General features: G+C 70.2%; 29 protein-coding genes. 24 read left to right on the forward strand and 5 right to left on the reverse strand.

Annotated features, from left to right (window positions below; translation table 11 throughout):
• Nucleotides 1–171: 171 nt before the first annotated feature.
• The 9 genes from ftsZ (at nt 172) to LR393_RS16460 (ending at nt 7,318) form a co-directional block, all read left to right on the forward strand.
• Entirely contained in the window at nt 172–1,602 is a 1,431-nt protein-coding gene (gene ftsZ / locus LR393_RS16420) for a cell division protein FtsZ (RefSeq protein ID WP_231484797.1), read from the forward strand.
• Nucleotides 1,603–1,630: 28 nt separating this feature from the next.
• Nucleotides 1,631–2,323: a YggS family pyridoxal phosphate-dependent enzyme gene (locus tag LR393_RS16425; RefSeq protein WP_231484798.1), complete on the forward strand. Its 693-nt coding sequence runs from the start codon at nt 1,631–1,633 to the stop codon at nt 2,321–2,323.
• A gap of 36 nt (nt 2,324–2,359) precedes the next feature.
• Nucleotides 2,360–2,857 (forward strand): cell division protein SepF, encoded by a 498-nt coding sequence (locus tag LR393_RS16430; protein WP_231484799.1) that lies wholly within the window; start codon nt 2,360–2,362, stop codon nt 2,855–2,857.
• 518 nt (nt 2,858–3,375) lie between these two features.
• The gene (locus LR393_RS16435; protein ID WP_231484800.1) at nt 3,376–3,663 is read left to right on the forward strand and encodes a YggT family protein; all 288 of its coding nucleotides are present in this window, start codon (nt 3,376–3,378) and stop codon (nt 3,661–3,663) included.
• 163 nt (nt 3,664–3,826) lie between these two features.
• On the forward strand, nt 3,827–4,594 hold the full coding sequence (locus LR393_RS16440) for a DivIVA domain-containing protein (RefSeq protein WP_231484801.1): 768 nt from the start codon (nt 3,827–3,829) through the stop codon (nt 4,592–4,594).
• A gap of 160 nt (nt 4,595–4,754) precedes the next feature.
• On the forward strand, nt 4,755–5,132 hold the full coding sequence (locus LR393_RS16445; protein WP_231484802.1) for a TraR/DksA family transcriptional regulator: 378 nt from the start codon (nt 4,755–4,757) through the stop codon (nt 5,130–5,132).
• A gap of 59 nt (nt 5,133–5,191) precedes the next feature.
• Nucleotides 5,192–5,857, forward strand: coding sequence for a signal peptidase II (gene lspA / locus LR393_RS16450; RefSeq protein WP_231484803.1), 666 nt, complete (start codon nt 5,192–5,194; stop codon nt 5,855–5,857).
• Nucleotides 5,850–6,779 (forward strand): RluA family pseudouridine synthase, encoded by a 930-nt coding sequence (locus LR393_RS16455; RefSeq protein ID WP_231484804.1) that lies wholly within the window; start codon nt 5,850–5,852, stop codon nt 6,777–6,779. The genes lspA and LR393_RS16455 overlap by 8 nt, the downstream gene beginning before the upstream one ends.
• A 53-nt stretch (nt 6,780–6,832) precedes the next feature.
• Nucleotides 6,833–7,318: a hypothetical protein gene (locus LR393_RS16460; protein WP_231484805.1), complete on the forward strand. Its 486-nt coding sequence runs from the start codon at nt 6,833–6,835 to the stop codon at nt 7,316–7,318.
• On the opposite strand, the gene ybaK is transcribed toward LR393_RS16460, so the two are convergent.
• Both ybaK and LR393_RS16470 read right to left on the reverse strand, forming a co-directional pair.
• A complete protein-coding gene (gene ybaK, locus LR393_RS16465; protein ID WP_231484806.1) occupies nt 7,315–7,833 on the reverse strand; it encodes a Cys-tRNA(Pro) deacylase in 519 nt (172 codons plus the stop codon). The two genes, LR393_RS16460 and ybaK, sit on opposite strands and share 4 nt — an antisense overlap.
• Before the next feature lie 23 nt (nt 7,834–7,856).
• Nucleotides 7,857–8,510 (reverse strand): LON peptidase substrate-binding domain-containing protein, encoded by a 654-nt coding sequence (locus tag LR393_RS16470; protein WP_231484807.1) that lies wholly within the window; start codon nt 8,508–8,510, stop codon nt 7,857–7,859.
• Nucleotides 8,511–8,612: 102 nt separating this feature from the next.
• Between LR393_RS16470 and hisD the strand changes: the two genes are divergently transcribed.
• Both hisD and LR393_RS16480 read left to right on the forward strand, forming a co-directional pair.
• Nucleotides 8,613–9,944, forward strand: a complete 1,332-nt coding sequence (gene hisD, locus LR393_RS16475; protein WP_231484808.1) for a histidinol dehydrogenase — start codon at nt 8,613–8,615, stop codon at nt 9,942–9,944.
• On the forward strand, nt 9,941–10,474 hold the full coding sequence (locus tag LR393_RS16480; protein ID WP_231484809.1) for a DUF1697 domain-containing protein: 534 nt from the start codon (nt 9,941–9,943) through the stop codon (nt 10,472–10,474). Before hisD ends, LR393_RS16480 begins: the two co-directional genes overlap by 4 nt.
• Here the strand turns inward: LR393_RS16480 and LR393_RS16485 are convergent.
• Entirely contained in the window at nt 10,463–11,020 is a 558-nt protein-coding gene (locus LR393_RS16485) for a TetR/AcrR family transcriptional regulator (RefSeq protein ID WP_231484810.1), read from the reverse strand. The two genes, LR393_RS16480 and LR393_RS16485, sit on opposite strands and share 12 nt — an antisense overlap.
• 163 nt (nt 11,021–11,183) lie before the next feature.
• Between LR393_RS16485 and LR393_RS16490 the strand changes: the two genes are divergently transcribed.
• Complete coding sequence (locus LR393_RS16490; protein ID WP_231484811.1) at nt 11,184–12,107, forward strand: SDR family NAD(P)-dependent oxidoreductase; 924 nt, start codon at nt 11,184–11,186, stop codon at nt 12,105–12,107.
• Here LR393_RS16490 and LR393_RS16495 read toward each other — a convergent pair.
• On the reverse strand, nt 12,094–12,999 hold the full coding sequence (locus LR393_RS16495; RefSeq protein WP_231484812.1) for a hypothetical protein: 906 nt from the start codon (nt 12,997–12,999) through the stop codon (nt 12,094–12,096). The genes LR393_RS16490 and LR393_RS16495 overlap by 14 nt on opposite strands.
• 139 nt (nt 13,000–13,138) lie before the next feature.
• On the opposite strand from LR393_RS16495, the gene LR393_RS16500 reads away from it, so the two are divergent.
• Together LR393_RS16500 and hisB are read left to right on the forward strand one after the other, a co-directional pair.
• On the forward strand, nt 13,139–14,278 hold the full coding sequence (locus LR393_RS16500) for a histidinol-phosphate transaminase (RefSeq protein WP_231484813.1): 1,140 nt from the start codon (nt 13,139–13,141) through the stop codon (nt 14,276–14,278).
• Between the two features lie 49 nt (nt 14,279–14,327).
• Complete coding sequence (gene hisB, locus LR393_RS16505; RefSeq protein ID WP_231484814.1) at nt 14,328–14,927, forward strand: imidazoleglycerol-phosphate dehydratase HisB; 600 nt, start codon at nt 14,328–14,330, stop codon at nt 14,925–14,927.
• A gap of 65 nt (nt 14,928–14,992) precedes the next feature.
• On the opposite strand, the gene LR393_RS16510 is transcribed toward hisB, so the two are convergent.
• Nucleotides 14,993–15,931, reverse strand: coding sequence for a LysR family transcriptional regulator (locus tag LR393_RS16510; RefSeq protein WP_231484815.1), 939 nt, complete (start codon nt 15,929–15,931; stop codon nt 14,993–14,995).
• 170 nt (nt 15,932–16,101) lie between these two features.
• On the opposite strand from LR393_RS16510, the gene LR393_RS16515 reads away from it, so the two are divergent.
• The 10 genes from LR393_RS16515 to LR393_RS16560 all read left to right on the forward strand — a co-directional run bounded on the left by LR393_RS16515 (nt 16,102) and on the right by LR393_RS16560 (nt 25,792).
• Nucleotides 16,102–16,722, forward strand: coding sequence for a succinate dehydrogenase cytochrome b subunit (locus LR393_RS16515; protein WP_407937326.1), 621 nt, complete (start codon nt 16,102–16,104; stop codon nt 16,720–16,722).
• 1 nt (nt 16,723) lies between these two features.
• Nucleotides 16,724–18,709 carry a fumarate reductase/succinate dehydrogenase flavoprotein subunit gene (locus tag LR393_RS16520; RefSeq protein ID WP_231484817.1) on the forward strand — a complete coding sequence of 662 codons (1,986 nt, stop codon included), beginning with the start codon at nt 16,724–16,726 and terminating at the stop codon, nt 18,707–18,709.
• Between the two features lie 33 nt (nt 18,710–18,742).
• Nucleotides 18,743–19,492: a succinate dehydrogenase/fumarate reductase iron-sulfur subunit gene (locus LR393_RS16525; RefSeq protein ID WP_231484818.1), complete on the forward strand. Its 750-nt coding sequence runs from the start codon at nt 18,743–18,745 to the stop codon at nt 19,490–19,492.
• 132 nt (nt 19,493–19,624) lie between these two features.
• Nucleotides 19,625–20,272 carry an imidazole glycerol phosphate synthase subunit HisH gene (hisH, locus tag LR393_RS16530; protein WP_231484819.1) on the forward strand — a complete coding sequence of 216 codons (648 nt, stop codon included), beginning with the start codon at nt 19,625–19,627 and terminating at the stop codon, nt 20,270–20,272.
• Nucleotides 20,273–20,564: 292 nt separating this feature from the next.
• Nucleotides 20,565–21,317 (forward strand): bifunctional 1-(5-phosphoribosyl)-5-((5-phosphoribosylamino)methylideneamino)imidazole-4-carboxamide isomerase/phosphoribosylanthranilate isomerase PriA, encoded by a 753-nt coding sequence (gene priA / locus LR393_RS16535; RefSeq protein ID WP_231484820.1) that lies wholly within the window; start codon nt 20,565–20,567, stop codon nt 21,315–21,317.
• A gap of 43 nt (nt 21,318–21,360) precedes the next feature.
• Complete coding sequence (locus LR393_RS16540) at nt 21,361–22,098, forward strand: SseB family protein (RefSeq protein WP_231484821.1); 738 nt, start codon at nt 21,361–21,363, stop codon at nt 22,096–22,098.
• A gap of 427 nt (nt 22,099–22,525) precedes the next feature.
• The gene (gene infC, locus LR393_RS16545) at nt 22,526–23,812 is read left to right on the forward strand and encodes a translation initiation factor IF-3 (RefSeq protein ID WP_231484822.1); all 1,287 of its coding nucleotides are present in this window, start codon (nt 22,526–22,528) and stop codon (nt 23,810–23,812) included.
• Between the two features lie 132 nt (nt 23,813–23,944).
• Nucleotides 23,945–24,139 carry a 50S ribosomal protein L35 gene (gene rpmI, locus LR393_RS16550; RefSeq protein WP_231484823.1) on the forward strand — a complete coding sequence of 65 codons (195 nt, stop codon included), beginning with the start codon at nt 23,945–23,947 and terminating at the stop codon, nt 24,137–24,139.
• Between the two features lie 62 nt (nt 24,140–24,201).
• The gene (gene rplT, locus LR393_RS16555; RefSeq protein WP_231484824.1) at nt 24,202–24,582 is read left to right on the forward strand and encodes a 50S ribosomal protein L20; all 381 of its coding nucleotides are present in this window, start codon (nt 24,202–24,204) and stop codon (nt 24,580–24,582) included.
• A 61-nt stretch (nt 24,583–24,643) separates the two neighbouring features.
• On the forward strand, nt 24,644–25,792 hold the full coding sequence (locus tag LR393_RS16560; protein WP_231484825.1) for a TrmH family RNA methyltransferase: 1,149 nt from the start codon (nt 24,644–24,646) through the stop codon (nt 25,790–25,792).
• The last annotated feature ends 92 nt before the right edge of the window (nt 25,793–25,884 follow it).

Below are 25,884 nucleotides of genomic sequence, written 5' to 3' on the forward strand. Positions count from 1 at the left end.
TCGCCGCTCGATCGATCACGCTGATCGAGACGGCCGGGCGACACACCGGCGAGGTCGTTGAAAGGCCTCGGGTGGGCACCTACGTTCGCTTATCAGTACAGGCTGACATAACTATAACCCTCCAGTTGAGGGTTAGGGTCTAAGGATCCGGCGAGCGAGAGGCACCCCGACGTGGCAGCTCCGCAGAACTACCTCGCGGTCATCAAGGTTGTAGGTATCGGTGGCGGCGGCGTCAACGCAGTCAACCGGATGATCGAGGTCGGACTCAAGGGCGTCGAGTTCATCGCGATCAATACCGATGCTCAGGCGCTGCTGATGAGCGACGCCGACGTCAAACTCGACGTCGGCCGTGAGCTCACGCGCGGCCTGGGGGCCGGCGCCGATCCGGAGGTCGGCCGCAAGGCCGCCGAGGACCACGCCGAAGAGATCGAAGAAGTGATCAAGGGCGCCGACATGGTCTTCGTGACCGCCGGTGAGGGTGGTGGCACCGGTACCGGTGGCGCCCCCGTGGTCGCCCGGATCGCCCGTTCCCTCGGCGCCCTGACCATCGGTGTCGTGACGCGCCCCTTCACCTTCGAGGGCCGGCGTCGATCGACGCAGGCCGACTCGGGCATCACCTCGCTGCGCGAGGAGGTGGACACCCTCATCACCATCCCGAACGACCGGCTGCTGTCGATCAGCGATCGCCACGTCAGCGTGCTCGACGCCTTCCGGTCGGCCGACCAGGTGCTCCTCTCCGGTGTGCAGGGCATCACCGACCTGATCACCACGCCGGGCCTGATCAACCTCGACTTCGCCGACGTGAAGTCGGTGATGCAGGGCGCCGGCAGCGCGCTGATGGGTATCGGCTCGGCCCGTGGTGAGGACCGCGCCATCCAGGCCGCCGAGACCGCGATCTCCTCGCCGCTGCTCGAGGCCAGCGTCGACGGCGCCCACGGTGTGCTGCTCTCCATCCAGGGTGGTTCCGACCTGGGTCTCTTCGAGATCAATGAGGCCGCCCGGCTGGTGCAGGAGGCCGCGCACCCGGAGGCCAACATCATCTTCGGTGCGGTCATCGACGACGCCCTCGGCGACGAGGTGCGGGTCACGGTGATCGCGGCCGGCTTCGACGGGGGTACGCCGACGAAGCGACGGGACGAGAACGCGCTGGGCCAGGTCAGCGGGCGGCAACAGCTACCGTCGTCCGCGCAGTCGGGTCAGTCCGGTTCCGGGGGCCAGGCGAACCAGGCCGGCCAGCAGCGTCCTGCCCACGCGCAGCCGCAGTCGGCCTCGGCGATCCAGTTCAACCCGAGCCCGCCGCCGGGCCAGCCCGGTCTGCACGGTCAGCACCCGACCGGCCAGATCCCGCAGGTGCCGCAGCAGCAGCCGGTGCCCGTGCAGATCGGTGGCCAGCAGAACACCAACGGTTACGCGCCGGCCAACGGTTACACCCAGCCGACCCCGCTCAACCCGCCGGAGCCGGAGTTCGAGGCCCAGACCGGTGAGCAGCCGACCCAGCCCGAGCCGCCCCGGGTCATCGAGGTGACGGACGCGCGTCCGCGCACCCCGCGTCCGATCGTTCTGGACGACGACGACCTCGACGTGCCCGACTTCCTCAAGTAACGTCACCCCTCCTTTCTAAGGAGACGTGGTGGAACGGCAGGAAGAACTGGCGATCGGCCTGGAATCGGTCCGGTCGCAGGTGGCGAAGGCGTGTACGGAGGCCGGGCGGGACCCGGCGGGGGCAACGCTCGTCGTCGTCACCAAGACCTACCCGGCCAGTGACATCAGATTGCTGGCCGGGCTGGGCGTCCGCGAGGTCGGCGAGAGCCGTGACCAGGAAGCGTCCCCCAAGGTCGAGGAGTCCGCCGACCTGAATCTGGACTGGCATTTCATCGGCCGCCTGCAGAGCAACAAGGCCAGGCACGTCGCCCGCTATGCACACTCCGTACACTCCGTCGACCGCCCGGGCCTGATTTCCGGCCTGCAGCGCGGTGCGGCCGAGGCCGGGCGCACGGTGCGCTGCTTCCTCCAGATCAGCCTCGACGGTGACTCCTCCCGTGGCGGGGCCCTTGCACAAGACGTCCCGGCCCTCGCCGATGCCGTCGCGGCGTCGGAGAACCTGCAGCTCGCGGGCCTGATGGCGGTGTCCCCTGTGACCTGGGACCCAAATCGCGCTTTTTCAGATCTTTTGGACGCCTCCGCGCATCTAAGAGAGCAACACCCCGAAGCAATTGACATCTCGGGTGGCATGAGCGGCGATTTCATGCAAGCTCTGCGTCACGGAGCAACTCACCTGCGTGTCGGAAGCGCGGTCCTCGGCCAGAGGCCGCCGCTCGGGTAGCTTCGTCGCAGGGTGAGCGAACATGCGGAGGTTTCGATGAGCGGCGCACTGCGCAAGACCATGGTGTACCTGGGCCTTGCCGAGGACGACGACCGCTACTCGGCGTACGACGAGTACGAGGACGAGGACTTCGATCCGGTCGTGGACGACGAAGAAGAACGTGAAGAGCCCCGCCGGGCGGCGGTCACGCCGATCGGCCGCGCTCAGGGTCAGGGGCAGATGGCCCGGGTGGTTGCCCACCCGTCCGCCGAGATCCACCGGATCACGACGATTCATCCCCGGACCTACAACGAGGCCAAGACCATCGGCGAGAGCTTCCGCTCGGGTACGCCGGTGATCATGAACCTGACGGACATGGACGACTCGGACGCCAAGCGTCTCGTCGACTTCTCCGCCGGGCTCGTTTTCGGTCTGCACGGCTCGATCGAGAAGGTGACGGGCAAGGTCTTCCTGCTCTCGCCGGCCAACGTCGAGGTGGCGACTCCGGAGAAGACCCGGGCTCCCGATCGCGCGGCCTTCTTCAACCAGTCCTGACGGTCTGAGAAGGCCCGCGTCAGCGGGTCCGATCTGCACTCCCGTCGCACCATGTGCGGACGGCTCTATTTTGCATGCCCACGATCTGCTCGCGGGCATGACCATGCACCGGGCAGCGCTGAGCGCTGCCCGGAAGGGCAGAGTTCACCGGCCCGGCCGGTGAACCGGGTCTGTACCGGTGGGGTGGCCGGACAGGGCCGTCCGGGCGAGGGTGGGCACCGGACGGCGGGCCGGCACGTTGTACCGGCTGATGCGAAGGACGATGGAATCCCGACCGGGGGTGGCCGATCCGGCCGACCCCGTGGGAAACATCAGTGATCCTAAGCGATCCGGGCGCCTTCTGGCCATGTCCGGTTCGCTACGGTGAACGAAGTTCGACGCAGCTCGTCCGTCTGCGGCAGGCTTGACCTCCCGTTGACGGTTGTGGTCGCCATTCCGGTGGCGATCGCCGGCAGCACATCGGGCAGGTCAGGTGCCTCCCGGTCCCACCACTGAGTGCAAGCGGAGCCACAACCGCCGTGAACCTGATCGCCAACCTGCTCTACTACGTCGTCTTCCTGTTCTTCATCATCCTGATCGGCCGGCTGGTGATCGACTGGATCCAGGTCTTCGCCCGGGACTGGCGCCCGCGCGGCGTGGTGCTGGTGATCGCCGAGGGGATCTACTCGGGAACCGATCCGCCGCTGAAGGCGCTGCGTCGCCTGCTCCCACCTCTCCGTATCGGCGCAGTTCAGCTGGATCTTGCCTTCATCGTGTTGTTCCTCATAGTGAGCATCTTGATGCAGGTGCTGAACGCAGCGCGCTGATCTTCGGTGACGCACGTTCAGGTGACAGATTGTGTGTGAAACATGACCGTCCGTTGCTCCGGAAGTGGTGATCCGGGCCAGGCTTGTGTAGCGTCTGGTTCCGGTACGGTGGCGTAGCAGCGGCTCCGCACTTCCGAATGAGTGACCAACGCGAGGTGACCAGATGGCGTTGACGCCCGAAGACGTTGTTAATAAGCGCTTCCAGGCGACCAAGTTCCGCGAAGGCTACGACCAGGACGAGGTCGACGACTTCCTGGACGAGGTCGTCAACGAACTTCGCCGCCTGGGCGAGGAGAACGAGGAGCTGCGCGGAAAGCTGAGCTCGTGCGAGCGACGCGTCGGAGAACTGTCTCGCGCCAATGTGGCCCGCGAGTCCGCTCCGGAGCCGGCTCCCGCCCCGATGCCGACCCCGCCGCCCGCGCCGCAGCCCGTGGCCGCTGTCGCGCCGGAGCCGATCCGGGTCCCCGCCGTCATGGAGGCCCAGTCGCAGGGTCCCGAGGCCGCCGCCGGCATGCTGGCCCTGGCCCAGAAGCTCCACGACGAGTACGTGCGCAACGGTGAGCAGACCCGCGACCGCATCGTCGGTGAGGCTCGTGAGCACTCCAACCGCCTGATCCGCGAGGCCGAGGAGAAGCAGCGCCAGACGCTCGGTTCCCTGGAGCAGGAGCGTTCGCTCCTCGAGCGCAAGATCGACGAGCTGCGGGCCTTCGAGCGCGAGTACCGCAGCCGGCTCAAGTCGTACCTGGAAGGTCAGCTCCGCGAGCTGGAGTCCAAGGCGGCCGTCGTGCCCACCCGGGGCCCGCAGCAGCCGCAGTCCCAGCCCGCCGGTGTCGGTGCCGCGCCCTACGGTGCGCCGCTCCCGACGCGGGGTGGATACTCGGACTCAGGTTCCGACGCGCCGGCGCAGTACCCCTTCGGCGGACAGAACTGACACAGCCCTAGCGAGTACGGCCCGGCGGGTTCAGACTTGGTCTGAATCCGCCAGAGCCGTTTTGCGCGCGGTGCCGGCCCATGCTTCCCCTGCATGCCCGGCGCCGCTCGCGTTTGCCGCCGAACAGCCCCGTTGGACCGCCCCTGGAAAGGACACTCCCGTGCCCGGTGCCGAGCGCAGTACCGTCACCTCGTTCGCCGGCATCCGCGACGAGCTGGCCGCCGAACTCCTCCAGCTCCAGAACGAGCACCAGGTCGTGCTGGACGGGCTGGCCGACGTGATCCGCGACAGCCAGGGCGGCTCCGGCGACGACCCGGCCGACTCCAGCGGCAAGACCTTCGGCCGGGAGCACGAGCAGGCCCTGCTGACCCGGGTGAGCGAGGCGATCCGGGCCACCCGGGAAGCCATCGCCCGGATCGACGCGGGTACCTACGGCGTCTGCGAGAGCTGCGGGGAGCCGATCGCGCTGCCGCGGCTGGAGGCCTTCCCGCGGGCGGCCCTGTGCGTGACGTGCAAGCAGCGGCAGGAACGCCGGTAGACAGCCGGGGGACATCAGGTGCATGAAGGCGTGTCGCGGCATGGCACCCTAGGGGAACGATGACTGAGCCGACCCCGCCCACGACATCACCCGTCGATCCTGGGCCCACCGAGAGTGCCACACCCCGGCGTCAGAAGGCCTACGCCGCCGCCGTGCCACTGATTGCCCTGGTCGTGCTGGGGCTTGACCAGCTGACCAAGTACCTCGCGGTGAAGGAACTGACGGGCGAGGGCCGGGTCGACGTGGTCGGTGACCTCTTCGGCTTCTACCTGATCCGCAACCCCGGCGCCGCGTTCTCCATGGCCACCGGCTCGACCTGGATCTTCTCGGTCGTCGCGATCGCGGTGGCCGTGTTCATCATCCGGATCTCCCGCACGCTCGGGCACTGGGGCTGGGCCGTGGCGCTCGGGCTGCTGCTCGGTGGCGCCGTCGGCAACCTGACCGACCGGGTGTTCCGCACGCCCGGGGTGTTCCGCGGGCACGTCGTGGACTTCCTCGAACTGCCGAACTGGCCGATCTTCAACCTGGCCGACTGCTCCATCACCTGCGCGGCCGTTCTCATCGCCGTGCTCAGCATCATCGGCATCGGGATCGACGGCCGGCGCGTGAGCTCGGAGAAGACAAGCTCGGAGAAGACAAGCTCGGAGAAGACAAGCTCGGAGAAGACAAGCTCGGAGAAGACAGCCTCGGAGAAGAAGACTGCGGAGAAGCCCGAGAATGCCTGACGTCCGTTCCATGCCCGTGCCCGACGGCCTGGCGGGGGAGCGGCTCGACGCCGGTCTGTCCCGTCTCTTCGGCCTGTCCCGCAATGCGGTCGCCGACCTCGCCGGAGACGGCGCGGTCCTGCTCGACGGTTCGCCGGCCGGAAAGTCCGAGCGGCTGCGCGCCGGGGCCTGGCTGGAGATCACCCTGCCCGGCGCCGATCCGGCCGACGCCGCCCCGCCGGAGCCGGTCGAGGGCATGCGGATCGTCCACGACGACGACGACCTGGTGGTCATCGACAAGCCGGTCGGTGTGGCCGCGCACTCCAGCCCGGGCTGGACCGGCCCGACGGTGACGCGGGGCCTGGCCGCGGCCGGGTACTCGATCGCCACCTCGGGGGCCCCCGAACGCCAGGGCATCGTGCACCGCCTCGACGCGGGCACGAGTGGCCTGATGGTCGTGGCCAAGAGCGAGCACGCCTACTCGGTGCTGAAGCAGGCGTTCCGTGACCGCACCGTGGAGAAGACCTACAACGCGGTCGTGCAGGGGCATCCCGATCCGCTGCGGGGCACCATCGACGCCCCGATCGGCCGGCATCCCACGCACGACTACCGCTGGGCGGTCGTGGCCGGGGGAAAAGCCAGCGTCACGCACTACGAGGTGGTGGAGGCCTTCCGGGCCGCGTCACTGGTGGAGGTGCACCTGGAGACCGGGCGCACGCACCAGATCCGCGTGCACTTCTCGGCGCTGCGGCACCCCTGCGCGGGCGACTCGATGTACGGCGCCGACCCGACCCTGACCGCGCGGCTGGGACTCACCCGGCAGTGGCTGCACGCGGTGCGGCTGGGCTTCGACCACCCGGGCACGGGCGAGTGGGTCGAGTACGCGAGCGAGTACCCCGACGACCTGGCCGTCGCCCTGGAACGGCTCCGCGACGCGGGCTGATCCGGCTCCCCCGTCCGGCGAAGGATGCCGGTGTTGGCTAGGATCGACGACCGATGAGCATGATCGAAGAGCGTCCCGGTGTCCCCGGTGACAGCCCGGCCCCGTCGCCGGCCACGCCAAAACTGCTGGCCGGCGAGACCGCTGCCCTGATCGGCCCGCTGATGCTGGGCATCCTGCTGGCCGTGGCCTGGCGCCTGCTCCTGCCCACCACCGAGTCGTTCGGCGACGAGCAGGAGACCGCCGCCGCGGTCGACGGCACGCTGGCAGGGCTGGGGCTGTTCGTGGGCGTGGTGATCAGCGTGGTCACGCTGTTCCGGCCCGGGGCCGCGCCGGTGCGGCGTGTGCTGGTGGTGCTCATCACGAGCACGATCGGCGCCGCGATCTCCTGGGGTCTGGGCGACCAGCTGGGCACCCCGCACCTGCGGGCGCTCGGCGCGGCGTTCGTCTGGCCCGCCACCACGGCCGTGGTGATCATGGTCGGTGCGATCCTGCCCTGGACCTCCCGGCGCCTGGAGCATCCCGGGCGTCGGGAACCCTAAGCACGACCGATCGGCGCGGTCCGGGCCCGGGTCAGGCGCACCAGGTCGGCCGGCGTCAGCTCCAGATCGAGTCCACGCCGCCCACCGCTGACGAACACGGTGGGATGGTCCAGTGCGGAGACGTCGACCACGGTCGGCAGGGCCCGCCGCTGACCGAGCGGGCTGATCCCGCCCACCACGTAACCGCTGCTGCGCTCGGCGGCGGCCGGGTCGGCCATCACGGCCTTCTTCCCGTCCGCGGCCGCGGCCAGGGCCTTGAGGTCGAGCTGCCCGGCGACCGGTACCACGGCCACCCACATCGACCCGTCCACCTCGGCGACCAGCGTCTTGTACACGCGCGTCTCGTCCACACCCAGGGCCGAGGCGGCCTCGGAACCGAACGCCAGACGGGTGGACGAGGACGCGGCCCGGCTGCGGTCCTCGGCCTCGAACGTGTGCGTGCTGAACGTCACGCCGGCAGCGGTGAGCACTTTGGTCGCCGGGGTGCCACCGGCAGCGTCCTTCTTCTTCGCCACGAGGGGATTGTGGCGCAACGCCGTCAGTTCGGGGTGGGGGGTTCCTTGTTCAGGTCCACCGCGGGCAGTGAGCTGAACGCGTCGAGCAGCCCGATCTCCCGGCGCAGCAGCGTCAGCTCGGCGGTGAGCCGCTCGTGGGTGCTCGCCGCCTCGAGCAGCGACTGCCGTTCGGGCAGCTCCAGCACGGCCGCGGCAGCCACCAGGTAGGAGAGCACCCGCGGGTCGGTCGGCACCCCGGACTGCTCCACCCGCAGCCGGTCGCGGTAGGCGGCGAACCGCAGGGCAACCAGCTCGGCGGCCGCGTCCAGGTCCCCGGGACCGTCCGGCTCGTCGAGGAAGTCGACGAGCCCCGTGTGGTACGGCGCACCCGCCTCGTCGTCCAGGCCGTGCAGCCGGAACCGCGCATTGCCCACGGTGACCAGGTCGAACTGGCCGTCGTCGTAGGGCGTCGCCTCGCGGATCTGGGCCGTGCAGCCCACCGGGTACAGGCCCTCGAGCGTCTCCGGGTCACGGCCCGGGCGCGTCGCGATCACCCCGAAGTGCCGGGGCGCGCCCTCGGGCAGGTCGAGCAGGGCCTGCACCAGGATCCGGTAGCGCTGCTCGAAGATGTGCAGCGGCAGTACGAGACCCGGCACCAGCACGGTGCTGAGCGGAAAGAGGGGAAGCCGGGTCGCCACGGGACCAAACTAGTCAAACTCGCAGGCCTTGCGTTCCCTTCAGCACCAGGACGAACGACCTGTCGCCATCCGCCCGGTCCCGGCAGCCTTAGAATGCTGCCCGTGATCCGCCGACTTGACCTGCGTGGCCAGCACCTGAACTCCCGTGATCTGCGCGCCGTGGTTCCCCGCGCCGCGATGGACGTGGAGCATGCGCTGGGCACCGTGCGCCCGATCTGCGAGCGCGTGCGGGACCAGGGCGTGAGCGCGCTGATCGAGCTCACCGAGCAGTTCGACGGGGTGAGGCTGACCTCGATCCGGGTGCCCGAAGAGGCCCTGAAGCGCGCGCTGGAGCAGCTCGACCCGGCCGTGCGCGCCGGCCTGGAGGAGTCGATCCGCCGGGCCCGCCTGGTGCATGACGATCAGCGCCGCGAGAGCACCACCACCCAGGTCGTGCCCGGGGGCACGGTCACCGAGCGCTGGGTGCCGGTCGACCGGGTCGGGCTGTACGTGCCCGGCGGCCGGGCGGTCTACCCGAGCAGCGTGGTGATGAACGTCGTGCCCGCGCAGGCGGCCGGGGTGCCGGGCATTGCGGTCACCAGCCCGCCGCAGCGCGACAACCCGGCCGGTTTCGAGGGTCTGCCGCACCCGGCGATCCTCGCGGCGTGCGCACTGCTCGGCATCGACGAGGTGTACGCCGTGGGTGGCGCGCAGGCCGTGGCGATGTTCGCCTACGGCGTGAAAGACACCGACGGCAGCTGGATCTGCGAGCCGTCCGACCTGGTCACCGGCCCCGGCAACATCTGGGTGACGGCGGCCAAGCGTTTACTCAAGGGCATCATCGGCATCGACTCCGAGGCCGGCCCGACCGAGATCATGGTGCTCGCCGACGACAGCGCCGACGCCGACCACGTCGCCAGTGACCTGATCAGCCAGGCCGAGCACGACCCGATGGCCGCGGCCGTGCTGGTCACCGACTCCGAGGTGCTCGCCGCGACGGTCGAGACCGCCGTCGCCGCGCGGGTCGACGCCACGAAACACACCGAGCGCGTCACCACCTCGCTGTCCGGCCCGCAGTCGGCGATCGTGCTGGTGGACGACGTGGACGCGGGTCTCGCGGTGGTCGACGCCTACGCGGCGGAGCACCTCGAGATCCAGACGAGGGACGCCGACCAGGTCGCCTCCCGCGTGCGGAACGCGGGTGCGATCTTCGTCGGCCCGTACTCACCCGTCAGCCTGGGCGACTACTGCGCGGGTTCCAACCACGTGCTCCCCACCGGCGGCTGCGCCTGTTTCTCCAGTGGGCTCAGCGTGCAGTCGTTCCTCAAGGGCATCCACGTCGTGACGTACGACCGGTCCGCACTGGAGGGGGTGGCCCATCACGTGGTGGCCCTCGCCAACGCCGAAGACCTCCCGGCGCACGGTGAGGCCGTCACGGCCCGCTTCCCGCAGTGAGTAACCGGCTCGCGCTGCTGCTGAGGGGCGTCAACCTCGGCGGCAGCCGCAAGCTGGCGATGGCCGACCTGCGCTCGATGCTGACCGAACTCGGCCACACCGACGTGACGACGATCCTGGCGAGCGGTCAGGCGGTGGTCACCACTTCCCGCGACCCGCTGGAGGTGGCCGCCGAGCTGGAGGCCCGGCTGCTCGCTGAGGCGGGTCTGCGCACCGAGGTGATGGTGCGCACCGGTCCCGAGATGGCGGGCGTCGTCGCGGCGAACCCCTTCCCGACAGCGGACGCGGACGGCTCCCGTCATGCGGTCGTCTTCCTGCGGGGTGCACTGAATCAGGAGCAGCTGGCGAAGCTCGACCCGGCGGCCTGCACCCCGGACGAGTACGTCGCCCACGGCACCGAGCTGTACCTGCGCCTGCCGAACGGTTTCGCCGACAGCAAGCTGGCGATCGCCGTGGGCAAGGTCAAGGGCGTGCCTGCGACCACGCGGAACTGGAACACGGTGAAGAAGCTCGCCGCGTCAACGGCGTAGCCCGTCCATCAGCAGGTCGAGGATGCGCCCGGCCTGTTCGGGCGTGCCCGCGGCCATCGCCACACCGCTCACCGCCGTGAGTACGTCCAGCGGCTGCACGTCGTCGCGCAGGGTGCCGGCCGCGGCCCCGGCCTCGATCAGGAGCTGCACCGCGGTCGTGAGCCGGTCGCGACTGGTGGCGTAGGGATTACGGCCCGACGCGATCACCGCGCGCAGGGCGTCGGCCATCTCGCGCTTGGTGGCCATGTAGTCGACGAAGCGGTCCATCCAGCGGCGCAGGGCCTCGTCGGTGGCCCGTTCGGTGAGCAGTTCCCGGGCCGAGTCGCAGAGCTTGGCCAGCTCGTTGCGGTAGGCCGCCTCGACCAGTTCGTCGCGGGTGGGGAAGTGGCGGTAGAGCGTGCCGATGCCCACCCCGGCATCCTTGGCGATGCCCTCCAGCGAGGCCTCGGTGCCGTCCACGCTGAACGCCTTCACCGCCGACTGCAGCAGGCGTTCCCGGTTGCGCCGGGCGTCCGCGCGCAGCGGCCGCTCGCCGGGTGCCGTCATCTCGCACCTCCGCGCGTGTTCGTTGGGACCCGCGCCCTGGATGACGCGAACTCTCATTGTGGCGCAGAGCCAGACCCGCCAGTACGCCCGGTTGCCTATCGGAGGCTCCTCCGCTTAGTTTGTAACCGGAGGAGCCTCCATTACGGCGGAAAGGTCATCGATCATGACGTCAGAACTGTTCACCACCCCCTTCGGCGAATACTCCACCGCCGACGAGGTGATCGCGGGTGCCGACCTGAGCGGGAAGCGGGCCGTCGTCACCGGCGCCGCCAGCGGCATCGGCGTCGAGACCGCCCGCGCCCTGGCGGCGGTCGGGGCCGAGGTCACCCTGGCCGTGCGGAACCTCGACGCGGGGGAGAAGACCGCGGCGGGCATCCCGAACAGTCGTGTCGAGCTCCTCGACCTGGCCGACCAGGGCTCGGTGAAGGCCTTCACCCAGCGGTGGGAAGGCCCGCTGCACATCCTCGTCAACAACGCCGGCGTGATGGCCAGCCCTCTCGCCCGCACCCCCGAGGGCTGGGAATCGCAGTTCGCCACCAACCATCTCGGGCACTTCGCGCTCGCGGTGGGACTGCACGACGCCCTGGCCCGGGCCGGTGACGCCCGGGTGGTCGCGGTGAGCAGCAGCGCCCACCACCGCGCGGGCATCGACTTCGACGACATCCATTTCGAGCGGCGTGAATACGGGCCGTGGACGGCCTACGGGCAGTCCAAGACCGCCAACGTGCTCTTCGCGGTGGAGGCGGCCCGGCGCTGGGCGCCCGACGGCATCACCGTGAACGCCCTGAACCCGGGCGGGATCCGGACGAACCTGCAGTGCCACGTCGACCCCGCGGAACTCGAGGCGCTGCGGAAGGCGGCGGCCTCCGACGGTGAGGAACTGCGCTGGAAGACCACGCCGGAGGGAGCCGCGACGTCTGTGCTGCTGGCGGCCTCACCGCTGGTGAAGGGTGTGAGCGGGAAGTACTTCGACGACTGCAACGAGGCCCCGCGCGGCCGGATCGGGGCCCGGCACGGGGTCTCCGGGCACGCGCTCGATCCCGAGGCGGCGCAGCGGCTCTGGGAGTACTCGCTCAGGGTTCTCTAGGAGAGGTCTTGCCCCGTACCACGGCCATCGCCTCGAGCACCGAACGGTCGGGCACGCGTCCCCGGTCGAACGCCCGCAGGGCCTCGTCGGTGCTGAAACCGGCGGCCCACCAGTCGGCCGGGTGGATGCCGCCGGGCCCGGCGAGGCGGGCGACCGGGTGCCAGCGGGCCCAGCGCTCGGAGGGGTCCCGGCCCTCGCCGGCCGGCGCGAACAGCAGCGGGGCCTGGGCCGGGTGCGAGATCCAGCCCGCGGTCTCCCATTCCGGCACCTCATGGATCCAGCGCTCGCCGAGCACCAGGTCGATCCACTCGCCGGGCAGGCCCTGGATACCACCGCGGGCCCTCACCACGGTCTCGAACAGGGTGAACGGCACGTAGCGGCGGGCCTGCAACAGGGCGGTGCCCGGGTCGACGTCCAGGGCCGAGGTCAGATAGGGCCGCAGGGTGTCGAGCACGTGCGGCTTCCCGAGCCAGCGCAGCTCGGTGCTGGTGATCCCGGCCAGCCAGGCGCGGTCGCCCGGGCGGACCCGGGCCCAGGTCACCAGGTCCCCGAACGGCAACTGGGCCCGTCGGGGCAGGTCGGGGCGGCTCTGCGGCGGGGACCAGCGGCGCTCGGGGGCGGCCGGGTCCGGATGGTCGGCGTCGACGGGCACCGGGTCGGGCACCAGACGGCGGGGGCGCTCGAACCGCACCAGCCGGCGCAGGTCTGCCGGGGTCCAGCCCAGGGCGGCGAGTTCCGTGACCTCCTCCCGGGTGAGCACCCGCGAGGTCAGGTACGCCTCGGCGCGGTCGCCCCCGGTCGCGCGTTCGTAGGCCGTCGCCACCTGCGGACGCCGGAACGCCCAGCCGGCCGCGAGCACCGTCACCACACCACTGCTGTCGGCCTCGTTCACCAGCCGCCTTTCTCCGAGCAACCACCGCGCGCCCCTGCGCCGATCACTGTAGGGAACATCTGGATCACCAGGAGCGTGTGGGCCACGTGACCTGTAACGACACGTGTCGGTGTCAGCTGCGCTCGTTAGACTCCCCACCGTGAGCAACGAGTCCCGGGCCGAGGTTCTTGCCCGTCTGCCCCTGCGTGACGATCTGCGTGGACGCACTCCCTACGGTGCGCCACAGCTCGAGGTGCCGGTGCGGCTGAACACCAACGAGAACAGCTACGACGTGCCGGGGGAGGTGGTCGCCGCGATCCTCGACGGCGTCCGCCAGCAGGCCCGTCATCTGAACCGGTACCCCGACCGGGAGTTCACCGGGCTGCGCGAAGACCTGGCCAACTACCTCGGGCACGAGCTGGAGGCCGACCAGATCTGGGCCGCGAACGGCTCGAACGAGGTGCTCCAGCAGTTGCTCCAGGCATTCGCCGGCCCGGGGCGCACGGTGCTCGGCTTCACCCCGAGCTACTCGATGCACCCGATCATCACCGCCGGCACCGGCGCCACCTGGGTCGACGGCAAGCGGGGCAAGAAGGTGCAGCCGACGGACGACCCGGCCCAGTTCGATCTGCACGTCGAGGAGACCGTCGCGCAGATCAAGGAGCACCGGCCCCACGTCACGTTCCTCTGCTCCCCGAACAACCCCACCGGTACCGCCCTCGACCTCGAGGTGGTCAAGGCCGCCTACGACGCGACCGACGGCATCGTGATCGTCGACGAGGCCTACCACGAGTTCGCCCGCGTCGGTACGCCCAGCGCCCTGAGTCTGCTCGAGGGCCGGGAGCGCCTGGTGGTCAGCCGCACGATGAGTAAGGCGTTCGCCCTGGCCGGCGTGCGTCTGGGCTACCTGGCCGCACACCCTGCCGTGAACGACGCGGTCCGGCTGGTGCGCCTGCCGTACCACCTGTCCTCGCTCACCCAGGCCGCCGCCCGCGCCGCGCTCTGGCACTCCGACGTGCTGCTCGACACCGTCGAGGTGATCAAGTCCGAGCGCGACCGCGTCGTCACCTCGGTGCGGGAGCTGGGCCTGAGCCCCGCCCCGAGCGACGCCAACTTCGTCCTGATCGGTGGCCTGAACGACGAGAAGGCGATCTGGCGCTCGCTGCTCTCGCGCGGGGTGCTGATCCGCGACGTCGGCCTGCCCGGATTCCTCCGGGTCACCGCCGGTACCCCGGCCGAGAACACCACGTTCCTCGATGCTCTCGCGGACTCCCTGCTCGACGCGCCGGTACCCGCCTGACCGGCGTGAGCCGACCACTTCGTCCTCAATCAACAACAAGGAGCACCTGATGTCCCGCACCGCCCGGATCGAGCGGACGACCAAGGAATCCAGTGTCGTCGTCGAGCTGGACCTGGACGGCACCGGCAAGGCCGAGATCTCCACCGGGGTGGGGTTCTACGACCACATGCTCAACGCGCTGTCCAAGCACTCGCTGATCGACCTGGCCGTCACCGCGACCGGTGACCTGCACATCGACGCCCACCACACGGTGGAGGACGTGGCGATCGTGATCGGCGAGGCGCTGAGGATCGCGCTCGGCGACAAGGCCGGCATCCGCCGGTTCGGCGACGCCACCGTGCCGCTCGACGAGGCGCTGGTGCACGCCGTGGTCGACGTGTCCGGTCGTCCCTACTGCGTGCAGACCGGTGAGCCGGAGGGCCAGCAGTACGTGGTGATCGGCGACCGGTACATCGGCTCGCTCACCCGGCACGTGCTGGAATCCATCGCCCACCACGCCTCGATCGGCCTGCACGTGCGCGTGCTGGGCGGTCGCGACCCGCACCACATCGTCGAGGCCCAGTTCAAGGCGCTCGCGCGGGCGCTGCGCGTGGCGGTCGAGCCCGACCCGCGCGTGACCGGCATCCCTAGCACCAAGGGCTCTCTGTAGTAGACCCAAAATGGAGGACGAGCCGGCAGCTGCCGACTCGTCCTCAATTTTGTTGTGGGTGGGTTTCAGGGGGTGATCAGCTCGGTGCCCTGGGGCAGAGTGCCGTCGACGGACGCGGTGCCCAGGTAGCCGAGCAGTTCGGCCCGCAGTTCCTGGGCGGCCCGGGAGGGCTGGGCCCCCCGGCGGTGGGCCAGGCCGATCGTGCGGGACAGGCCGGGGGCGGCGATCGGGGTGACGCGGTGGGTGGCCGAGCGTCCGGCGACCACGGTGCTGGGCACCACGGCCAGCCCAAGTCCGGCCTCGACCATGCTCAGCACCGCGTCCATCTCGCCACCCTCGACCGCCAGGGTGGGCGCGAAACCGGCGCGGCGGCAGGCCCCCACGGTCACCTCGCGCAGTTCGTAGCCGGCCCGGAACATCACCAGAGGACGACCCTGCAGCTGGGAGATCGCGATCGGGCGGCCGTCGGTGGGGCCCGGGTCGCGGGTGGACGACACCACGACGAGGTCTTCCCGCAGCAGGGGTACCGTCTCCAGCGCCGGGTCGTCGGCGTGCAGGGGCAGCACGAGCAGGGACAGGTCGATCAGGCCGGAGGCGGTCTTGGCCACCAGGTCGCGTGACCCGCTCTCCTCCAGTACGAGCCGGATCGCCGGGTATCGACGGTGGTAGCGACGCGCGACCTCCGGCAGCAGACCGGTGAGCAGACTCGGGGTGGCGCCCAGCCGCACCCGCCCGCTGCGCAGCTCGACCAGCTCGCGCACCTCCTGGCGGGCCGACTCCACGTCGACGGTGATCCGCTGGGCGATCGGCAGTAGCGCCTCGCCGGCCGGGGTCAGCGTGATGTTGCCGCGCACCCGGTCGAAGAGCTCCGCGCCCAGTGATGCTTCCAACGCCCGGATCTGTTGCGAGAGCGATGGTTGTGCGATCTCGAGCAGCTGCGCGGCCCGGGTGAAGTGCTTCGTCTCCGCGACGGTCAGGAAATATACGAGCTGCTGCAGTTGCACGAGCACAGCGTAACCAGATCGATAGGCCCTGACTATTGAGAGCCTACGCATCATCTCTTGGACCTCATCAGCCTCTAGGGAATACCTTGCCGATCGTGGTAGAGACGCTGAGCAAGAACCCGCGTGTGACGGGCTTCGCCACCCTCCACCGCTCGACCATCGGGCGGAAGATGATCATGGCCGTCACCGGCCTGATCATGCTGGCGTTCGTCGTCGTGCACATGGTCGGGAACCTGAAGATCTTCTTCGGCGAGACCGAGTTCAACGAGTACGCGGCCTGGCTGCGCACCATCGGTGAGCCCGCTCTGCACGAGGCCTGGTACCTCTGGATCCAGAGGGCCGTGCTCACCGTCGCGCTGGTGCTGCACATCTGGGCAGCCGTGACGCTGTCGCGGCACGACGTGAACGCCCGGCCGGTGAAATACCACGCCAAGCGCAAGGGTGGCTACGCCACCTCGACGATGCGCTGGGGCGGCGTCACGCTGCTGCTCTTCATCATCTGGCACATCCTCGACATGACCACCGGCACGGTGAACCCGGCCACCTCGCACGAGCCCTACGAGCGGATCACCGCCGGGTTCGACCAGTGGTGGAACGTCGCCATCTACACGCTGGCGATGGTGGCCCTGTGCCTGCACATCTGGCACGGCCTCTGGAGCGCCGCCAACACGCTGGGCTGGAACCGGGCCACCACGGCCGGGTTCCGCACCTTCGCGGTGTTCGTGGCCCTGGTCGTCGGCTTCGGCTTCCTGCTCGTTCCGTACAGCGTCGTCTTCGGGTTGGTGGATTGAGATGTCGGAACAGACGAAATTCGTCGGCGAGGGTGAGTTCTACCGCCTCGGCGAGGCGATCGCCGACGACAAGGCGCCCGACGGCGACGTCGAGACCCGCTGGGAGCGGCGCAAGTTCGCCTCCAAGCTGGTGAACCCCTCGAACCGCCGCAAGCACAAGGTGATCGTGGTCGGCACCGGCCTGGCCGGGGGCGCCGCGGGTGCCTCGCTGGCCGAGCAGGGCTACCACGTGGTGCAGTTCTGCTTCCAGGACTCACCCCGCCGCGCGCACTCCATCGCCGCGCAGGGTGGCATCAACGCCGCGAAGAACTACCGCAACGACGGTGACTCGATCTACCGGCTGTTCTACGACACGGTGAAGGGTGGCGACTTCCGGGGCCGGGAGTCGAACATCTACCGCCTGGCCGAGAACAGCGTGAAGATCATCGACCAGTGCGTGGCGCAGGGCGTGCCGTTCGCCCGCGAGTACTCCGGTCTGCTCGACACCCGCTCGTTCGGCGGCGTGCAGGTGCAGCGCACCTTCTACGCCCGCGGCCAGACGGGCCAGCAACTGCTCATCGGCGCCTACCAGGCGCTGTCGAAGCAGATCGACGCCGGCAACGTCGAGATGCACGCCCGGCACGAGATGCTCGATCTGATCATCATCGACGGCCGGGCCCGCGGCATCGTCGCGCGCAACCTGGTCACCGGTGAGCTCTCCACCCACCTCGGCGACGCGGTGGTACTGGCGACCGGCGGCTACGGCAACGTCTTCTTCCTCTCCACCAACGCCAAGGGCTCGAACACCTCGGCGATCTGGCGGGCCCACCGGCGCGGCGCCTACTTCGGGAACCCCTGCTACACGCAGATCCACCCGACCTGCATCCCGCGCTCCGGCGACCACCAGTCCAAGCTCACGCTGATGAGTGAGTCGCTGCGCAACGACGGCCGGATCTGGGTGCCGAAGGAGATGGGCGACACCCGTTCGCCCGACCAGATCCCCGAGGACGAGCGCGACTACTACCTGGAGCGCATCTACCCGGCGTTCGGCAACCTGGTGCCGCGGGACATCGCCTCCCGCGCCGCGAAGAACGTCTGCGACGAGGGCCGCGGCGTCGGCCCCGGCGGCCAGGGCGTCTACCTGGACTTCGCCGACGCGATCGCGCGGATGGGGGAGGCGACCGTGCGGGAGAAGTACGGCAACCTCTTCGACATGTACGCCCGGATCACCTCCGAGAACCCGTACAAGCAGCCGATGCGCATCTACCCGGCCGTCCACTACACGATGGGCGGCCTGTGGGTGGACTACGACCTGCAGACCACCATCCCCGGCCTGTTCGCCGCCGGTGAGGCCAATTTCTCCGACCACGGCGCCAACCGGCTCGGTGCGTCCGCGCTGATGCAGGGTCTGTCCGACGGCTACTTCGTGCTGCCGACGGTGCTCAACAACTACATCGGCAGCAACAAGTTCGCTCCGGTGCCGACCGACGCGCCCGAGGTCACCGAGGTCGAGACCCTGGTGAAAGACCGGATCGAGAAACTGCTCTCGATCCAGGGCGACCGCACGGTCGACTCCTTCCACCGCGAGCTCGGCCAGATCATGTGGGACTACTGCGGCATGGCCCGCAACGACGCCGGGCTGCGCAAGGCGATCAGCGAGATCCGGCACCTGCGCGACGAGTTCTGGAAGCGGGTGAAGGTGCCCGGTACCGGCGCCGAGCTCAATCAGTCACTCGAGAAGGCCAACCGGGTCGCCGACTTCATCGAGCTCGGCGAGCTGATGTGCATCGACGCGCTGATGCGTGAGGAGTCGTGCGGCGGGCACTTCCGCGAGGAGAGCCAGACCGCCGAGGGTGAGGCCGAGCGGCAGGACGACAAGTTCTCGTTCGTCGCGGCCTGGGAGTACGGCGGCGAGGGCCGGTTCGGCACCGTCAGCGGCGACCCGGTGCTGCACCAGGAAGAGCTGATCTTCGACTACGTCCACCCGGCCCAGCGCAGCTACGCCTGATCTTTTAAGCCTGCGATTTTTGAAGGAAGCCTGATGAAGCTCAAGCTGAAGATCTGGCGGCAGAAGAACGGCGCCGACGCCGGCGCCATGGTCGACTACGACCTCGACAACGTCTCGCCGGACATGTCGTTCCTGGAGATGCTCGACACGCTCAACGAGAAGCTGATCCTCGATGGTGACGACCCGGTCGCGTTCGACCACGACTGCCGCGAGGGCATCTGCGGCAGCTGTGGCGTCGTCATCAACGGCGAGGCCCACGGCCCGGAGCAGACCACCGCCTGCCAGCTGCACATGCGCGCCTTCTCGGACGGCGAGGAGATCATCATCGAGCCGTGGCGCGCGGCCCCCTTCCCAGTGATCAAAGACCTGGTGGTCAACCGCAGCGCCTTCGACCGCATCATCGGCGCCGGTGGTTACATCACCGCCCCGACCGGCTCGGCCCCGGAGGGCAACTCCACCCGCATCCCCAAGCCCGACGCGGACGAGGCCTTCGCCAACGCCACCTGCATCGGCTGCGGCGCCTGCGTGGCGGCCTGCCCGAACGGCTCGGCCTCGCTCTTCGTCTCGGCCAAGGTCACGCACCTCAACCTGCTGCCCCAGGGTCAGCCGGAGCGCACGACCCGGGTGCTGGACATGGTCGAGCAGATGGACGCGGAGGGCTTCGGTGGGTGCACGAACACCGGTATGTGCACGGTGTCCTGCCCCAAGGAGATCCCGTTCGTCAGCATCGCCAACCTCAACAAGGAGTACCGCCGCGCGGTGAAGTCCGGCCGTAAGGCCTGAGCCGCCCGGGCGGGGAAGGTCTGCATGATCATGCGGGCCTTCCCCGCTCTCCTTTTGCTCGTGATCATGCAAAACCTCCCCGGCGATCATGGTCGGTGCGGGTGGTGTCCGGGGCTCTTCTAGACTCTGGGTATGACTTCACCCCAGGTCGTGGTGCTGGACTACGGCTCCGGCAACGTCCGGTCGGCCGTGCGGGCGCTGGAGCGCGCCGGCGCGACCGTCGAGCTGACCGCCGACTTCCATCGCGCCCTGGAGGCCGACGGCCTGGTGGTCCCCGGTGTGGGGGCCTTCGCCTCGGTCGCCGAGCAGTTGCGGGCTGTCGGCGGGCACCGGCTGATCGGGCGCCGTCTGGCCGGTGGCCGTCCGGTGCTCGGGATCTGCGTCGGCCTGCAGGTGTTGTTCGAGAAGTCCGCCGAGTTCGGTCGCGATGATGTCGAGGGCCTGGGGGAGTGGCCCGGCACCGTCGAGCTGCTGCCGTCCCGGGTCGTGCCGCACATGGGCTGGAACGTCGTCGACACCCCCGAGGGCTCTCGGCTCTTCGCCGGTATCGAGCACGAGCGCTTCTACTTCGTGCACTCCTACGCCGTGCAGAAGTGGGAACTCCCGTCCCCCGGCGACCCCCTGGCCTCGCTCAAGCCGCCGCTGGTCACCTGGTCCGAGCACGGCGGCCGGTTCGTGGCCGCGGTCGAGAACGGTCCCCTCACCGCCACCCAGTTCCACCCGGAGAAGTCCGGCGCCGCCGGGGCCCAGCTCCTGCGTAACTGGCTGACCACCCTGTAACCCAGGCCCGGAACCCCGCCCTGCCCAGGTTCTGCCTTGGCCCGGGCACGGGCCCGGGCATGGGCCTGGCGACTCGCTGCCCACTTTCTCGTCCGTGATCATGCAAAACCTCCCCGGAGTTCTAGAACTCTCGCCGGAACGTTTGCATGACCACGACGGGGTCGGGCGGCTCTTGATCGCGCGCGGTCCCCGGGGCTGCACCTGTCTGCTGCCGGGGGCCGCGATAGCGTGGCCGCCGACTTCACCGGCCTCGGGATGACCAGGCCGGTCGCACGCCTTCGAAGGGTTTTCCATGTCTGACTCCGCCGCCGCTCCCGCCCGGCTCGAGCTGCTGCCCGCCGTCGACGTCGCCGACGGCCAGGCCGTGCGCCTGGTGCAGGGCGAAGCCGGCAGCGAGACCGGCTACGGCGATCCGCTGGAGGCGGCCCGGGCCTGGCAGAAGGCCGGGGCGCAGTGGCTGCACCTGGTCGACCTGGACGCCGCGTTCGGCCGGGGCAGCAACCGCGAGCTGATCACCCGGGTCTGCGCCGAGCTGAGCGGGCTCGGGGTGAAGGTCGAGATGTCCGGCGGGATCCGCGACGAGGCGAGCCTGCGGGCCGCGATGGACACCGGCTGCGCCCGCGTGAACCTGGGCACCGCCGCGATCGAGAACCCGTCCTGGACGCGTGACGCCATCGCCGAGTTCGGCGACCGGATCGCCGTCGGCCTCGACGTGCGCGGCACCGAGCTGGCCGGCCGCGGCTGGACCAGCAAGGGCGGCGACCTGTTCGAGACCCTGGCCCGCCTCGACGAGGACGGCTGTGCCCGCTACGTGGTCACCGACGTCACCAAGGACGGCACGCTCCAGGGTCCGAACCTCGACCTGCTCGCCGAGGTCTGCAGCCGCACCAGCAAGCCGGTCGTGGCCTCCGGCGGCATCGCGAACCTCGACGACATCGCCGCCCTGCGCGCGCTGGTGAAGATCGGCGTCGAGGGGGCGATCGTCGGGAAGGCGCTCTACAACGGGGCCTTCACGCTGGAGCAGGCCCTGCACGTTGCCGGCTGAGTCGGCTGAACAGGCCGGCAGGAGCGGACAGGAGCTGATCGACATGGCACACGGCATCAACCCGCACCACGACACCGACTCGGCCGGTACCCCATGGTCGGGTCGCACCCTGACCGCGCAGCCCTTCCCGGGTGACGACGGAACCGCCGACGCGGCCCTGACCGCCGCGCTCGCCGACGGCGACCTGGTCGCGATCACCCGGGCCTGGGCCCCCACCCGGGTCCTGGTCCCGATCGTCGCCGTGCTCGGTGACGACGACGCCGAGCTCGTCGCGTCGGAGGGGGACAAGAGCTCCGACATGGCCCTGGTGACCCTCGTCGGTGAGGACGAGTCCCGGATCCTCCCGGTCTTCTCCAGCGTCGCCGCGTTGCTGGAGTGGAACCCGAAGGCCCGCCCGGTTCCGGTCGAGGCCGCCCGGGCCGCGCAGGCCGCGGTGGTCGAGGAGTGCCCCCGCATCGTCATCGACCCGGCCGGCGCCGCGGTCGAGCTGCCGCGCCCCGCCGTCTGGGCCGTGGCCCAGGGCCGCGACTGGCTGCCGCCCGCCGACGACCCGGAGCTGCTCGACGGCATCACTGCCCTGATCGGCACCGTCCCCGAGGTGAAGGCCCACCGCTGCGAGCCCGACGGGGAGGCCGGCCTGGTGGTCGTGCTCGGCCTGCCCCCGGGCCTCGATCGCGACCAGGTCCGCAGCACCACCACCCAGGTCGGCGAGCTGCTGCTGACCGACCAGATCGTCACCGAGCGCACCGACTCGGTCCGCCTGGCGGTTCGCTCGGTCTGATCCACCCCCCTTGTGCATGATCACGAACGAAGGGGGAGCGTCCCCCGGGGTGCTGGTGTCGCGGGTATCGGCCTGCTCCTGCTAACCTGGGCTACTGACCGACCAAGTTCCGCTGCTGGACCTGCCCTCACGGGTGGGTTCGCGACAGAGCCTGGTGCGCCAAGTGGAGTCTCTCCCACCCGCCGTCACAGCACTTCGGTGCGATGACATCGGGTCCCGGTCCGCTCCTCCCGACCAGGAGGAGCCCTCTACCGTGACTGGTGGGGGTGCACGCGAACGGAAGATCAGTTTGCCGTGCGACCGTTACTGAGGCTCCCGAGCGCCTGCATCCGGGAGCCTTCTCCTGTTTGCCGGCGGTCACCGAGACCGTACGAAGGAGTAACACATCAGCGAGCCCCGGATTAACGACCGTATCCGCGTCCCAGAGGTGCGGCTGGTCGGCCCCAACGGGGAGCAGGTCGGCATCGTCCGGGTCGAAGACGCGCTGCGTCTCGCCCAGGAGGCCGACCTCGACCTTGTCGAAGTCGCCCCCCAGGCGCGGCCGCCGGTCTGCAAGCTCATGGACTTCGGAAAGTTCAAGTACGAGTCTGCGATCAAGGACCGTGAGGCCCGGAAGAACCAGGCCCACACCGTCCTCAAGGAGATCAGGCTCCGCCTCAAGATCGACCCGCACGACTACTCCACGAAGAAGGGGCACGTCGAGCGGTTCCTCAATGAGGGCGACAAGGTCAAGGTCATGATCATGTTCCGTGGTCGTGAGCAGTCCCGCCCGGAGATGGGTTACCGCCTGCTCCAGCGCATGGCGGCCGACGTGGTCGAGCTCGGTTACATCGAGAGCAACCCGAAGCAAGACGGCCGCAACATGGTCATGGTGATCGGCCCGAACAAGAAGAAGGCCGACGCCAAGGCTGAGCAGAAGGACATTCAGGCCGAGCAGAAGGCCGAACGCGTTGCGCGCCGCCGCGAGGAGGCCGCCCAGGCTGCGGAGAAGACTGCCGAGGTCGCCGAGGCGAACGAGGCAGCCGCGCCGGACGCTGCCGCCAGCGATGAGGAGCCCATCTTCATCAAGCGCGCGACGCCGCCGCCGTCGGCCCTGCCTCCCGCCTCGAGCAGCTCCGGCCCGCCCGCGTACTCGTCCTCCCGCCCGGACCGGGGCGGCCCCCGCTCCGACCGTCCGGGTGGTTCCCGCCCGCCGTACGGCTCGGGCCCGGACCGTGGTCCGCGTCCCGACCGGGGCGAGCGTCCGTCGTTCGGTACCGGTCCCGGTGGCCCCCGCGGCGACCGTCCGTCCGGTCCGCGTCCCGACCGGGGCGAGCGTCCGTCGTTCGGTTCCGGTCCGGGGAGCCCGTCCTCCCGGCCCGCGACCACGGGTACGCCGCGTCCGGTGTCGTCCGGTTCCGGTGCGGGTGCTCCCGCCGCCGGCCGTCCCGCCACCGGTCCGCGTCCGCTCCCGGCCACCGGGCCGCGTCCCACCCCGGGATCGGTCGGACCGCGCCCGACCCCGGGCTCGATCGGCCCGCGTCCCACCCCCGGGCCCGGCCCGCGTCCCACCCCGGGACCGGGTCCGCGTCCGGCCCCCGGGCCTGGCCCGCGTCCCACCCCGGGACCGGCCGCCGAGGCGAAGCCCACCGAGGCCAAGCCGGCGGAGACCAAGCCCACGGAGGAAGCCGCCAAGCCGGCAGCTACCCCCGAGCAGACATCAGCCGACGCCTGACGGGCAGAGGCTGAGCCTGTACGAAGGCTAAGCAGGTGACCGGGCGGACACACGAGATGTGCCGTCCGCCCGGTCCCGACCACCTTCCGCGTGCCGGACACCCCGCGCGCGGATCGATGAGGAGAAACAGACGTGCCGAAGAACAAGACGCACAGCGGTGCGAAGAAGCGCTTCCGGGTGACCGGCAGCGGCAAGCTGATGCGGGAGCAGGCCAACCGTCGCCACCTGTTCGAGCACAAGCCCTCGAGCCGCACGCGCCGTCTGGCCTCGGACGAGCCCGTTGCCGCCGGCAACCTGAAGGCCGCCAAGCGCCTGCTCGGCCGCTGATTCCCCGCTTACTGACCCCCGTCGCCGGTCCTGACCGGTGACAAGAACCAAGGAGACTCCACGTGGCACGCGTCAAGCGGGCAGTCAACGCCCAGAAGAAGCGCCGCGAGGTCCTCGAGCGCGCCAGCGGTTACCGCGGGCAGCGCTCACGCCTCTACCGCAAGGCCAAAGAGCAGGTCACCCACTCGCTCGTCTACGCGTACCGCGACCGTCGTGCGCGCAAGGGTGACTTCCGCAAGCTGTGGATCCAGCGCATCAACGCCGCCGCCCGTGCGAACGGCATGACCTACAACCGGTTCATCCAGGGCCTCAAGGCCGCGGAGATCGAGGTCGACCGTCGCATGCTGGCCGAGCTGGCCGTGAACGACGAGGCCGCGTTCGCCGCCCTCGTCGTGCTGGCCAAGGCTGCCCTCCCGGCGACCGCCGACACCACTGCGGCCTGAGCCTTTTCGCCGTCCCCGGGCTGAACTGCCCCCGCATCGGCCCGGGACCAGCGAGACGAACATGATGACGGAACGCCCGGCGCTCGAGGCACTGTCCAATCCCCGGTCCGACCGGGTGAAGGCAGTGGCCCGGCTGTCCGGGCGTTCCGCGCGTCTGCGGGCCGGCCGGTTCCTGGTCGAGGGTCCGCAGGGTGTGCGCGAAGCGGTGGCCGAACACGGGGCGACCCGCCGGAGCGCCCCGGGCGCCCTGCGCGAGCTCTACGCCACCCCGGAAGCCGCCGACCGGTACCCCGAGATCCTCGACGCCGCGGCCGATTCCGGTGTCTGGGCCCGCATCGTCACGGACGAGGTGCTGGCCACGATGCTCGCCGGGGCGGGCACGACCACCCCGCAGGGCCTGCTCGCGGTGTGCGACCTGATCACCGTGTCGCTGGACGAGGTCCTCGCGCGGCGGCCGAAGCTGGTGGCCGTGCTCTCACAGGTCCGTGACCCGGGCAACGCCGGCACCGTGATCCGCGCGGCCGACGCCGCCGGGGCCGATGCCGTGGTGCTCACCGACGCCAGCGTCGACGTGCACAACCCCAAGTGCGTGCGCTCCACCGCGGGAAGCCTGTTCCACCTCCCGGTGGTGACCGGTGTCCCGCTGGCCGAGGCGGTCGAGCGGCTCCGGGCGGCCGGTCTGCAGATCCTGGCCGCGGACGGTGCGGGCGACCACGACCTGGACGACCTGGCCGACGACGCCGAGGACCGGGCCGTCAGCAGGACCGAACCCGGTGCCCAGGCCGAACCCGGTGCCCGGACCGAAGCCGGTGCCCGGACCGAAGCCGGTGCCCGGACCGAACCCGGTGCCCGGACCGAACCCGGTGCCCGGACCGAAGCCGGTACCCAGGCCGAAGCCGGACGCACTGCGTCCGGCCCGGACCGCACGACCGGGGTACCCGCCCGGGTGACCGGCGCAACCGGGGCGACCACGACGTCCTCAATCAGTGAACCGCACCTGGAAAGCCCCGCCGCCTGGGTCTTCGGCAACGAGGCCTGGGGCCTCCCGCAGGCCGACCGCGATCTGGCCGACGCCGTGGTGCGGGTACCCGTGCACGGCCGGGCCGAGAGCCTGAACCTCGGCACCGCGGCCACCGTCTGCCTCTACGCCACCGCGCGCGCCCAGCGCCGGGAAGAACGCCGATTTACCAAGGCGGACCGGGCACTCTGATCGAGGTCCGGTTCCGCCGACCACTCACTTCTGCCCGCAGGCCAGCGAGGAAATCCACTGGCCGCCGTCTGAGACGATGAAGCACGTGAGGA

This window comes from Kineosporia mesophila (assembly GCF_021129235.1).
Taxonomy (GTDB): Bacteria; Actinomycetota; Actinomycetes; order Actinomycetales; family Kineosporiaceae; genus Kineosporia; species Kineosporia mesophila.

What these genes read in the sequence shown, in the direction of transcription:
- LR393_RS16455 (WP_231484804.1), top strand. Translation starts at nt 5,850, where the DNA reads ATGCCTGACGTCCGTTCCATGCCCGTGCCCGACGGCCTGGCGGGGGAG.
- hisB (WP_231484814.1), top strand. Translation starts at nt 14,328, where the DNA reads ATGTCCCGCACCGCCCGGATCGAGCGGACGACCAAGGAATCCAGTGTC.
- LR393_RS16460 (WP_231484805.1), top strand. Translation starts at nt 6,833, where the DNA reads ATGAGCATGATCGAAGAGCGTCCCGGTGTCCCCGGTGACAGCCCGGCC.
- LR393_RS16520 (WP_231484817.1), top strand. Translation starts at nt 16,724, where the DNA reads ATGTCGGAACAGACGAAATTCGTCGGCGAGGGTGAGTTCTACCGCCTC.
- LR393_RS16430 (WP_231484799.1), top strand. Translation starts at nt 2,360, where the DNA reads ATGAGCGGCGCACTGCGCAAGACCATGGTGTACCTGGGCCTTGCCGAG.
- LR393_RS16485 (WP_231484810.1), bottom strand. Translation starts at nt 11,020, where the DNA reads ATGACGGCACCCGGCGAGCGGCCGCTGCGCGCGGACGCCCGGCGCAAC.
- lspA (WP_231484803.1), top strand. Translation starts at nt 5,192, where the DNA reads ATGACTGAGCCGACCCCGCCCACGACATCACCCGTCGATCCTGGGCCC.
- LR393_RS16490 (WP_231484811.1), top strand. Translation starts at nt 11,184, where the DNA reads ATGACGTCAGAACTGTTCACCACCCCCTTCGGCGAATACTCCACCGCC.
- LR393_RS16560 (WP_231484825.1), top strand. Translation starts at nt 24,644, where the DNA reads ATGATGACGGAACGCCCGGCGCTCGAGGCACTGTCCAATCCCCGGTCC.
- LR393_RS16540 (WP_231484821.1), top strand. Translation starts at nt 21,361, where the DNA reads ATGGCACACGGCATCAACCCGCACCACGACACCGACTCGGCCGGTACC.
- hisH (WP_231484819.1), top strand. Translation starts at nt 19,625, where the DNA reads ATGACTTCACCCCAGGTCGTGGTGCTGGACTACGGCTCCGGCAACGTC.
- LR393_RS16440 (WP_231484801.1), top strand. Translation starts at nt 3,827, where the DNA reads ATGGCGTTGACGCCCGAAGACGTTGTTAATAAGCGCTTCCAGGCGACC.
- LR393_RS16525 (WP_231484818.1), top strand. Translation starts at nt 18,743, where the DNA reads ATGAAGCTCAAGCTGAAGATCTGGCGGCAGAAGAACGGCGCCGACGCC.
- priA (WP_231484820.1), top strand. Translation starts at nt 20,565, where the DNA reads ATGTCTGACTCCGCCGCCGCTCCCGCCCGGCTCGAGCTGCTGCCCGCC.
- LR393_RS16515 (WP_407937326.1), top strand. Translation starts at nt 16,102, where the DNA reads ATGATCATGGCCGTCACCGGCCTGATCATGCTGGCGTTCGTCGTCGTG.